This window comes from Arthrospira sp. PCC 8006 (assembly GCF_046480465.1).
Taxonomy (GTDB): Bacteria; Cyanobacteriota; Cyanobacteriia; order Cyanobacteriales; family Microcoleaceae; genus Limnospira; species Limnospira platensis.
Genome location: NZ_PKGG01000175.1, coordinates 1 through 11338 on the forward strand (window position 1 = coordinate 1; position 11338 = coordinate 11338).

The 11338-nt window shown below is 44.1% G+C and carries 6 protein-coding genes and 1 pseudogene; 2 read left to right on the plus strand and 5 right to left on the minus strand.

Annotated features, from left to right (window positions below; translation table 11 throughout):
* Window positions 1-126: 126 nt before the first annotated feature.
* Complete coding sequence (locus tag B9T16_RS20455) at window positions 127-996, minus strand: hypothetical protein (RefSeq protein WP_410245634.1); 870 nt, start codon at window positions 994-996, stop codon at window positions 127-129.
* A gap of 153 nt (window positions 997-1149) precedes the next feature.
* Between B9T16_RS20455 and B9T16_RS20460 the strand changes: the two genes are divergently transcribed.
* The gene (locus tag B9T16_RS20460) at window positions 1150-4401 is read left to right on the plus strand and encodes an alpha-mannosidase (RefSeq protein ID WP_006617861.1); all 3252 of its coding nucleotides are present in this window, start codon (window positions 1150-1152) and stop codon (window positions 4399-4401) included.
* A 91-nt stretch (window positions 4402-4492) separates the two neighbouring features.
* On the opposite strand, the gene pgm is transcribed toward B9T16_RS20460, so the two are convergent.
* From pgm to B9T16_RS20480, 4 genes are all read right to left on the minus strand, one after another.
* On the minus strand, window positions 4493-6148 hold the full coding sequence (pgm, locus tag B9T16_RS20465; RefSeq protein ID WP_006617862.1) for a phosphoglucomutase (alpha-D-glucose-1,6-bisphosphate-dependent): 1656 nt from the start codon (window positions 6146-6148) through the stop codon (window positions 4493-4495).
* A 430-nt stretch (window positions 6149-6578) separates the two neighbouring features.
* The gene (locus B9T16_RS20470; protein WP_006617864.1) at window positions 6579-8780 is read right to left on the minus strand and encodes an ATP-binding protein; all 2202 of its coding nucleotides are present in this window, start codon (window positions 8778-8780) and stop codon (window positions 6579-6581) included.
* A 125-nt stretch (window positions 8781-8905) separates the two neighbouring features.
* Window positions 8906-10177, minus strand: a complete 1272-nt coding sequence (purD, locus tag B9T16_RS20475) for a phosphoribosylamine--glycine ligase (RefSeq protein ID WP_035735397.1) — start codon at window positions 10175-10177, stop codon at window positions 8906-8908.
* 85 nt (window positions 10178-10262) lie between these two features.
* Window positions 10263-11006, minus strand: a complete 744-nt coding sequence (locus B9T16_RS20480; protein WP_231852008.1) for a peptidoglycan-binding domain-containing protein — start codon at window positions 11004-11006, stop codon at window positions 10263-10265.
* A gap of 152 nt (window positions 11007-11158) precedes the next feature.
* On the opposite strand from B9T16_RS20480, the pseudogene B9T16_RS20485 reads away from it, so the two are divergent.
* Window positions 11159-11338: pseudogene (locus B9T16_RS20485) on the plus strand (carbohydrate kinase); the annotation flags it as partial.

The window sequence follows — 11338 nt, forward strand, 5'->3', positions numbered from 1 at the left end:
TTGACAGGTGGGAGTTGGGAGGTGATGTGTTGAATAAAAAATCAAGTGTATAGCCGTGTCAAAGATATTTGAAAACATTAGCAGATATTGGGGTAGGTGTCAAGGGTGATTAGGAGCGAGGTGGGGCTAATTTTTGGAGAATTGAAAGGTGGGGGATGATTTTAACCAGTTAACTATTGTGATGATAATTTGTTCAGCGATCGCTATAACCCTATCCAACCATTCAATTAGAGATTGTAGGGGATGTTTAACATATCCGATCGCTTTTGCTGGTGTTTCTAAGTAGTTGGGTTGATTTTCTACTTGTCGTTTTTGGGAATAGGCTATGCTACCGCCTTCTGTGAGGGGGGTGTTGTTTTTGGTGGCTAGTTGTAGTTGTGATCGTTGATAGTGGTTTAATTGTTCGAGTATTTGTGATTCTAATTTGGGGAAATTAGGGATAGGTTGAGTTGGGGGAAGTTGAGGGGTGGGGGTGTTGAGGGAAGTCTGGTTTAATGTAAATTGAGGTTGAGAATTGGTTAAACGTGGTTGTGAGGTTTTCCAAGGATCTGGAAGTGGTACCGATACCGATAGGGAGGGCTTGAGATTATGGGTGGGTTCTTTCAGTAAATAATTGAGGACGGAAAATATCCATAGGTGGAAGTTATGGAAAAGCTGCGTGGCGGCCGGTTTTATTTGGGGTTCAATTTCGGCGATAGTGTTGTCGATGCTTAAAAGTATAGTAGGGGGAGATGATGGTTGCGGTTGGGGGTTGTGGTTGGCGGTAGTTTGTTCAGAGGGTAATGATGGGATTTTGGAGGTGGGAAGTTTCAGGTTAATCAGGGGGGTATTTTGGAGAATCAGATAAATGGGATAAAGTAAAATCTGGGTAGCCGTGCTGGTAGCGTAGCGAATATTGCGCCAAGTGCGATCGCAAGCATCAGTAAATTGCTGATAGTTGTTCAGGAGGAAGTTAAACAGGCGACTTTTATAGGGACCAGAGTAGGCTGAGGACATATAGGCTCAAATTATACTAAGAGATGGTGGTAGGGGTTATTAATAGCTCGTGCCTTCCATTGTACAGCAAGGTACAGGGAATAAGCAAGAGTCTCTTCCCCATCTAGGATAAGTGATGATCATGTTTGTTAGTTGAGTAGTTGATGGCTGAAAATGAGTTTATCTAGTTCTGATGGTGGTGTTTTGATTAATCAGGCGATCGCCAGATTGCGAGGGATGACGCGATTGGATCTTCAGGGGGGGTGGCGGTTTCATAGGGGAGATATTTCGCCAGAAATGATCGAGGGGTGGCGTGATTGGTCTTTGGTGGAATTGAATGATCGGGGTCATGTGGCTTGGTCTGAGGGGGGAAGAGTTTTGTGGTTAGCCCAGGAGGTTAATATTCCCGCTAATTTAGGGGGGTATAGGTTGGAGGGTTTATGCTTGAAATTGAGTTTGGTTTGGTGGGCGCAGTTGGCTGAGGTTTATGTTAATGGTAGCTTGGTACAGTCGGGAGATTTATTTGATTGTAGGACAGCCATCGTTTTGTCGAAGTCCGTCTTACCTTCCTCCAAGTTTAGGATATTTTTAAGGTTGGTAAGTCCTGGTCATGATCGGGGTGCTTTGGTAGCCTCTAGTTGTGTCTACGAAGCCGGAAAAGTCGGAGAGATAGATCCCGGTTTTATTGGTGATGAGTTGGCGGTTTACTCTAGTTATCTGCTTCGGGGAAATATTGATGAGTTGGAGTTGAGAAGTCCGCCACAAGTTTTCTCCGTGGTTTCTCCACAAAGGTGGCAGGAGTTAGGGGAAGCTGTTAGTAGGATAAATTGGAATATCGTAGGCGATCGCCATTTGTTTCTGCGGGAGTTATTCCGTCTGCGACAGTGTTGGGAGACCTGTGCGGATTTAAAGTTAGTGAAGTTCAGGCTTTTAGGTCATGCTCATTTAGACTTAGCTTGGCTATGGTCAGTCGCCGAAACTTGGTCAGTCGCCATTAAAACCTTTGAGTCCGTCCTCGCTTTACAGGATGATTTTCCTGAGTTGATTTTTGCTCATTCTACCCCCGCGCTATATGCTTGGCTTGAGGAAAATAGACCCGATTTGTTTAAATTAATCCAAAATCGGATTTCCGAGAAGCGTTGGGAGGTCGTCGCTGGTTTATGGGTTGAACCCGAATTAAATACCGTTTCTGGGGAGTCAATTGTTCGCCAAATTCTCTATGGTCAATTTTATGTCGCTCAAAAGTTTGGGGAAGTCTCCCGTATAGCTTGGCTACCCGATAGCTTTGGTTTTTCTTGGCAACTTCCCCAGTTGCTGACTCTGGGAAAGATTGATTTTTTTGTCACTCAAAAGTTGCGGTGGAATGATACAACAGTTTTTCCCTATGGTTGTTTTCGCTGGCGAGGTTTGAACGGTACCGAAATTGTCAGTTTGATGTCTGCACCAATTGGGGAAAATGTCGAACCCCTCAAGTTAGTAAACTATGGCATTGAGTGGGAGTCTCAAACTGGCTTAAATGAGTGTTTATGGTTGCCAGGAGTTGGTGATCATGGCGGCGGTCCGACGCGGGAAATGTTGGAGGTCATCCGTCGTTGGCGATCGTCCCCTCTGTTTCCTGATTTGCGTTTTATGTCTGCCGTCGATTATTTGGATGGGTTGCGTGATTTACCCAATCTTCCAGTGTGGAATGATGAGTTATATCTCGAGTTTCATCGAGGTTGCTATACTACCCACGCTGACCAAAAGCGCTGGAATCGTTTGTGCGAAGGATTGCTCTATCGGGCTGAGTTGTGGTCCGCTGTCGCTTCTATGGTGATGGGGTTTGAGGTTCCCCAAGCGACCCTAGAAGAGGCGTGGAAGGGGGTTCTGTTTAATCAGTTTCATGATATCCTCCCAGGGTCTGCTATTGCTGAAGTCTATGAGGATGCTAACCGGAGTTGGCAGGCAGCCGCCACAACCGCTGGAGATGTTGAGGATAGAGCATTAGATGCGATCGCTTCCTCCATTTCTCTCCCTTACCCCCCACAACCTCAAGCTATACCCATTGTCGTCTTTAACCCCCTCAATTGGAAGCGTTCCGAAATCGTCCAAGTCCCATTACCCCCCCAGGGAAGTTGGGATGTTTGCGAAAGCACTGGAAATGCCTTAAATTCCCAACTGGTGAGGGTTTCAGGTCGGTCTGAATTGCTGTTTTTGGCAACTGATGTGCCGTCAGTCGGTTATCGCTGTTTCTGGTTAGTGCCTAAATCCCCGGAAACCCCCATCAATCAAGGGTTTGAGCCCGAAAATGACCTTATATGCGCGCACCTTTTCCGACTTTACTACACTATATCAGGTTCCCGTTTAGATGTCAATACTAATCGTAAAAATTCCGAAAATTGGGAATTTGAGAATCAGTATTTACGGGTAAAAGTGTCCGGAGAAACGGGAGATTTAATCGAGGTTTTTGATAAAGTCAATAGTCGGGAGGTGTTGAAATATCCCGGACATCAATGGCGACTGTTTCAAGACCAGGGACAATATTGGGATGCTTGGAATATTGACCCAAATTATCATAAGTATCCCTTAGATAGTCCGCAACTCGAGTCCATTGAGTTTGTCGAAAAAGGTATGCTACGAGGGAAGTTACGGGTTTTAAAGACATTTAATAAATCTCGGTTTTGTCAAGATTATATTTTATCGATAGGGTCGCCAATTTTACGGGTTGAGTGTCGAGTAGAATGGGTAGAAAGTAATGTGTTAATGAAGGCTTATTTTCCATTGTCTATAAATACCGATTTACTGAGTTATGAAATTCCTTGTGGTGTAATGGAGAGACCCACGGAGCCCCAGACAACTTTTGACAAATCCAAATGGGAAGTTCCTGCTTTAAATTGGGGGAGTCTGAGTGATGGTAATTATGGTGTATCTGTGCTAAATGATTGTAAGTATGGATATGATTTTAAGCCTAATCAAATTGGTTTAAGTTTGCTACGGGGGTCTTTATGGCCTGACCCTAAAGCTGATATAGGTGTTCATCAGTTTAGTTATGGCATTTACCCCCATTTAGGTAATTGGCGAGGGGGGGAAACTGTGCGACGAGGTTATGAGTTTAATCAGCCGCTACAGGTGAGGGTTTTAGAGTTATCTAATGTGGGGATAACTGGTGGTGAGTCCTGTCGGAGTTTTTTAGGTTTTAGTGCTAGGAATTTTGCGTTAATGGCGGTGAAGCGATCGCACTTAGACCACCAGACTTGGATTATACGAGGTTATGAGTCTCAGGGAAGTGAGGGAGTATTGGAATTACAGAATAGTTTAGGGGTCGAGGTCAACTATGCCGTCAACTTATTGGAAGAAAGCGTTGGGGTTTTTCATGGAAATATGCAACCTTGGCAGGTATTAGGGTTAGCCATTTCTAAGAAGGCAGGGAGTGACCAGGTAAGTTGAGATAATCATCATAGTACCAGGACTGGAGAAGCCGGGTAGAATTGGGAAAAAGTTTTTAAAAACCCAGCTTCTCAGGAAAATTGATTAATTATTAAAAGGTGTCACTCACAATTTTTTGTGCTTCTGAAATAATCTGATTCAAATGTTCTTCACCTTTGAAACTTTCCGCATATATTTTATAGACATCTTCTGTACCCGATGGACGTGCTGCAAACCAACCTTGTTCCGTAGTAACTTTTAAACCACCTATAGCCGCATTATTTCCCGGTGCATTAGTCATTTTAGCCACGATTGGATCACCCGCCAAAGTTGATGCTTTAACATCTTCTGGGGACAACTTACTGAGGCGTGCTTTTTGTTCAGAATTAGCAGCAGAATCAATACGAGAATAGTAAGCGCGACCCAAACGTTCAGTCATATCTTTATAGTGCATACCAGGGTCTTTACCAGTTTTAGCCGTAATTTCCGCCGCCAGTAAATCCATGATAATCCCATCTTTATCAGTAGTCCAAACTGTGCCATCCATTCGCAGGAAAGATGCGCCAGCGCTTTCTTCACCCCCAAAACCCAAAGAACCGTCTAGCAAACCATCTACAAACCATTTAAAGCCTACCGGAACCTCACAAAGTTGGCGATTAATATCCTTAGCTACCCGGTCAATCAAACTGCTGCTAACTAAAGTTTTCCCGATCGCACTTTCAGGACTCCAGCCTTGTCGATTAGTAAATAAATACCAAATAGCCACAGACAGGAAATGATTAGGGTTCATTAATCCCATGCTAGGGGTAACAATACCATGTCGGTCTGAGTCCGTATCATTCCCAAAAGCGATATCATAATCATCTTTAAGTTTAACCAAATTCGCCATAGCATAAGGAGAGGAACAGTCCATGCGAATTTTCCCATCCCAGTCTACAGTCATAAACCCAAAAGTCGGGTCAACCGTAGGATTGACTATAGTCAAATTTAACCCATAACGTTCTGCAATAGGTTCCCAATAACCAATATTAGAACCCCCCAACGGATCAACACCTATTTTAATTCCCGATTCCCGAATTGCTGCCATATCGATAATATTTTCTAGGTCAGCGATATATGGGGTAATAAAGTCAAAAGTGTGGGTCGTACTGGCATATAATGCCTGATTGTAAGGACTGCGACTCACAGCGCGATTACCATCAGCCAGGATTTGATTAGCCCGTTGTTGAATCCATTTAGTGATTTCAGGGCCTGCCGGACCGCCAGAGGGGGGATTGTATTTAAAGCCACCGTCCGAAGGGGGGTTATGGGAAGGGGTGACGATAATACCGTCCGCTAAACCCTCTGTGCGTTGGCGGTTGTAGGTGAGAATAGCATGGGAAACCGCCGGGGTGGGGGTAAATCTACCATTTCCTTTGTCTGTGGCTATGTAGGTTTCTACTTGGTTGGCTGCTAAAACTTCTAAGGCTGTTTTTTGCGCCGGTTCAGATAAAGCGTGGGAGTCTATGCCCATATACAAAGGACCCGTAATGCCTTGGTCGCGACGATATTCTACCGTCGCTTGAGTAACCGCTAGGATATGGTCTTCATTAAAAGTGCCGTTAGCCGAACATCCCCGGTGTCCAGATGTGCCGAAACTTACTTGCTGTTGAGGATTGTTGGGATCTGGACGCACTGAATAATATTGCTCAATAAGGCGATCGATATTTTCCAAAATATCGCCTGGGGCCGTTTTTCCTGCCAAGGGGCTAATGTTGTTGGCTACCATTATTATCTTGATGATTCTATAGTCTGGGTAATGGTTGAGATTATACCAGCCAGCGTCCTGTGTATTTATAATCGCAATATGGGCGCAGTTAAGTTAAGTTGTGCTAATGTATCGCTGCAAATAGTTTTAATTTTACAAAGTTTGTTAAGAATTAATACATTTTTATTGATAATTTCTCTCAAAATATTGACGAGATTATAGGGGTTATGGTAGGCTAGAGGAAATCGCAACCAAGGGTTTGCTGTGTCCATTTGTAAAAATAGAGGCTACAAACCCTATTTTGTCGCTCAAATAATGATTTTTAGAGGAATTTTTCAAAATCACGATGCACCAATTTTCGACAACTGAGAGACAGCCCAAAATTCACATCTTGACAAAATCGACATCATGTGCATATTGCCTGAGTGCGTAGACAGGGGGGGATAATAGTTCATAATAGAAACTCCACAGATGGTGCGACCACATCAGGAATCAAATTTTGTTGGTCTTCCTGGTAGACAGTCAAATCAAACCAGAAAGTAGTTCCCACTCCCAACTCACTAACCAAATGCACCTGAGAATTATGTTTTTCAATAATATTCCTAACAATAGATAAACCCAACCCAGTACCTTCCAAAGTATGGACTCGATTTTCAACTCTAAAGAAGCGAGTAAAAACTGCTTCTTGGTCTTCGGAATCGATACCGCTACCGGTATCAGAAACCTCGATGCGTACCACTCTCTGAGATAGGTGTGAATTGTGATGAATGTGTCTATCTAAAGGTCGAGGTGGTGGTGGAGACATAATCCAACCTCCCCGTTCAATTTCTTCGGCTTCCCGACTTTCAGCCAGGGATATATGATAGTTATCATCCAATAAATAGGCGCGAATTATTACTCTTCCTCCAGCCTCCGTAAATTTGAGGGAATTTCCGACCAAGTTAGTGAGGACTTGTAACAATAAATCAAAGTGACCTCTAACGGTTGGTAGGTTAGGTTCTACCTCTTTACTCAATTCAATTCCCTTATCTCGCGCATTAAGTTGATAAGTCCGTAGGGTTTGTTCAATGGGATGAGCAATATCAACAGGTTCCATGTGATAAATACGACAGGACTCAAGGCGAGATAAATCTAAAACATCATTAACTAGACGGGTAAGGCGGTCAGTTTCATGGTTAGCGGTTTCTAAAAATTCTCGACGTTCTTCTTCGCTTAAATCATCGCCATAGTCATGGAGAGTTTCGATAAAGGATTTGATGTTAAATAAGGGGGTTCTCAACTCATGGGAAACGTTGCTGATAAACTGGCTTTTAGCGTCATTGAGTTCGACTTCTCGGGTGATATCCTGAATAGTCATAGCAATGCCTTTTAAACTTTCCCGATAGTTTTCGTTATTTTTGACGGTGGCATCTTGATTATAGAATGTACATTCATTGGCTTGGGGTCTTTGGGGGGAGGTGCAACTATTATCGTGGTCATAGATACAACTAGCGCAGAGGGGTTCTACACCGGGAGATTTATGTAGTAAAACCGTGGTTAGAAGAATGCGGAGGGTGCGATTATTGGGTTCAGTGAGAGAACAGCGAAATTCTCCTCCTTCTAGGTTTCCAGAGGCGATTTTTTGTAATGGTTGAGATAGTTCTTGTAATACTGGTGCGGGAAGATAGGTTAAAACATTTTCGGAAATGACGCTTTGGCGTTCCCACCCAAAGAGGCGGCGCGCGGTGGGGTTGACGAGAATTAGATTAAGTTCAGCATCTATTAAAACTGCACCATCTGCAATAGTTGAAACCAAGGTTTCTAGCTTGGCTTTTTCGGCGGTCAATTCTTCGATGTTTTGTTCATCATAGCTTTCGAGGCGTTCTGCCATTTCATTAAAACTCAATATGAGTTCTCCCAATTCGCCGCCAAAGGGTAAATCAATGCGTTGTCTAAAGTTTCCAGCGGCTATATTTTTAACTCCCATTAGTAGTTCTTTAATCGGCTGAGTAATGGTTAGGGCGTTAAAAACTGCACCTAAAATTACCATAACCCAGATGGAGACGAAAACTGCTAAGGTAACGTCGCGAGTTAAGTGAGAGGAGACGACAACGGTGGGATTAGGATTAATACCGATCGCCAAAATTCCCAGATATTTGTCATCGTGCATCAGTGGAACAAATACATCTGTTATTTGACCCCCAGGGGTGAGATGCTGACGCACCATAGGTAAAGCGGAATAATTCCTAGCTTCGACACTAGCGATAAAGTTTTCCGGCAGTTGCATTCGTCGCCGCAGGGTGAGGGAGTTTTGAACTGCGGAATCAGAAAAGGGGAGACCGAGGAAAATTTCACCGTCGGGGTCAGCATAGAGCATATATCGCACGCTAGAGGTGCTGGTGTAGAACTGACGGGAGAAACGGGCTACCTCTTCCCGATTATTTTCAGAAATCATGGGAGCGACATTGGCGGCTAAAAGTAAGCCCAAATCTCGACCATAGCGGGTATCATTAAGACGAGCGTCTTGCTGAATGGTATTAACGGCCCAAAAGGTTAAACCGCTCATCAATAGGGAAACCACCAGAGTAGCTCCCGCCATGAGTCGGGTTTGTAGGGTAAACTCAGACCACCAATTTCTGAGAATTTCTGGAAGTTTGGTGAAAATTGCCAGCATCTTGTACGGTTCTGGGTTGGGGAACTGCTTATTAGTATCTAGCGTAGACGATCGCCAGACTCTTTACCACAGTTTAGCAAAAATTGCAGTTAAGTTTTGTTAAGGATGTACATAATTGGTAAATTTTAGCTTTGTCGGAGTCTAAAACCAATATCTCGGCGGCAGTAAATTCCGTCAAAGTTAATGCAGTCTACAGCTTGATAGGCATTACTGATAGCCGTTTCTACAGTGTCACCGATAGCGGTTACACCCAAAACTCGGCCCCCGTCGGTGATTATTTGTCCATCGACCAGGCGAGTTCCGGCATGAAATACTTTAGCACCCAAGGCTGATGCTGCGTCAATACCCGTAATCAGCTTACCTTTTGGATAAGTTCCCGGATAGCCCGAGGAAGCCAAAACGACACAGAGGGAAACTCCAGGTTTCCAACGGATAGGGGGAAGTTCTGCCAAACGGCGATCGCAACAAGCTGTTAAAATCTGTTCTAGGGGAGTATCTAACATGAGGAGTACAGCCTGAGTTTCCGGGTCTCCAAATCTACAGTTAAACTCCAGAACCATTAAATCCCCATCGGGGGTAATCATCAATCCTGCATAGATAATACCACAATAATCAATTCCCCGGTTTTGAAGGGCGTGTAAGGTAGGTTCAAGAACGTCCCGTTGTATTTTCACCATCAAGGTATCAGAGACCAGGGGAGTAGGCGCATAAGCACCCATACCGCCAGTATTAGGTCCCGTGTCACCTTCTCCAATAGGTTTATGATCTTGAGCCGGAATTAGGGGGCGAATAGTTTTACCATCAGTAATAGCTAAAACGGAGACCTCTTGACCTTGTAGAAATTCCTCGATGACAATTTGGCAATTATCTTGACCAAATTCTCCTTGAGAAATGGAGGTAATAGCGTCATAAGCCATTTCCAGGGTAGTAGCAACAATAACCCCTTTTCCGGCGGCGAGTCCATCAGCTTTAATGACAATGGGAACTTGAGTAATATAGTCTTTAGCAGCTTGGGGGTCAGTAAATACAGCCCCAGCGGCGGTGGGGACTCCTGCTGCTAACATCAAATCTTTAGCCCAGGACTTACTCGCTTCTAATTTTGCGCCTTCGCGTCCGGGTCCAAATACTTTAATATGATTTTTAGTAAGTTCATCTGCAATACCCAAGGCGAGGGGGACTTCTGGACCGACGACGACCAAATCAATGGCTTCATCTTTAGCCAAAGCAACAATAGCCGGGATATCCTCAACCGGGATATTTCGATTTTGACATTTGGTTAGGGTAGCAGTCCCGCCGTTTCCGGGAGTACAGATAACCTGTTGGACTGTTTCTGACTGAGTGAGTGTCCAAGCTAAGGCGTGTTCTCTACCACCGTTTCCAACAACTAATATTTTCACAATTCCTCGCACCTGCAACAAATAAAACCTACATCAAAACGATGTAGGCTTGTCGATCATAATTAAACCAAATTTTGAGGAAATTCTACATTCCCAAAGCCGCCAAGGTAGCCGGACCCGCAACACCATCAACTCTCAAGCCATAGTCACGCTGGAAGGCTTTAACTGCTTTGGTGGTAATTGGACCAAAATATCCGGTGGCGCGGGCGTGGAAATAACCGTAGTAAGCTAGTTTATGCTGTAGGTTAGCAACTCGGGAGCTACTGTCACCGTGGGATAGGGATTTATGGTAGCCACGACCACGACGGGGGCGGTGACTGGCTTGATGATAGCCGTAATGGTGCTTGGGATAAGATTTAACATAGCAGGAGGTATAGCAATGGAGTCCCAAAGCGGAAGCTGTGGCGGGACCAACAATGCCATCTACTGCCAACCCATAGTCACGCTGAAAGGCTTTAACGGAGTGCTTGGTCATTGAACCAAAATAGCCGGTAGACCGCGCGCGGAAGTAGCCATGATTAGCTAGGGCGTTTTGCAATTGTACCACATGATTGCCAGAGGAACCATAGTAGATGGAGGCTTGGGCGGCGCTGGTAGCACCCAAAATCGACAAACTGATGGCTGCACCGATAATTGGCATTAAGCAGGTCGTAGAAACTTTACTCCAGTTAACACCCCGAAACAGAATCAAGTTGTCGCTGAGGTTCAACTGTTGGGGAGACTCATAGCTAGAAACTAGATGATTGTAGGCGATTGTATCCATTTCATCTCCTAATTCAGTATTTGAAAAAAGTTGACCAATGGTTGCTCTAATTTGAGATGCTACCACCGATTATCAATTTATAACTGCATGAGGGAGAAAAGTCTAGTATTAACTATGAAAATCAGGATTTTTTTGCAAAACTTAATATAATTTTTGAGGCACAAATAAATTATTATACTACTTTGAGGAGAAATTATTGTGAATGACTGACATTTTTTATGAATCTATTTTTGGGTATAGATTTTGGTACTTCTGGGGCTCGTTCAGTAGTGATTGATACCCATGGAGGGGTTCATGCAGAGGGGGTTTGTAACTGGAAGGAATCATTGGTGACTATGGAATCACCGAAACTCAGGAAAAATGGGTTATTTGAGTTACTTAATCAAATTCAGAAAGAT

Bases quoted from the DNA above. Each gene is read 5' to 3' on its own strand.
- B9T16_RS20455 (WP_410245634.1), bottom strand. From the start codon at position 996: ATGTCCTCAGCCTACTCTGGTCCCTATAAAAGTCGCCTGTTTAACTTC.
- B9T16_RS20460 (WP_006617861.1), top strand. From the start codon at position 1,150: ATGAGTTTATCTAGTTCTGATGGTGGTGTTTTGATTAATCAGGCGATC.
- pgm (WP_006617862.1), bottom strand. From the start codon at position 6,148: ATGGTAGCCAACAACATTAGCCCCTTGGCAGGAAAAACGGCCCCAGGC.
- B9T16_RS20470 (WP_006617864.1), bottom strand. From the start codon at position 8,780: ATGCTGGCAATTTTCACCAAACTTCCAGAAATTCTCAGAAATTGGTGG.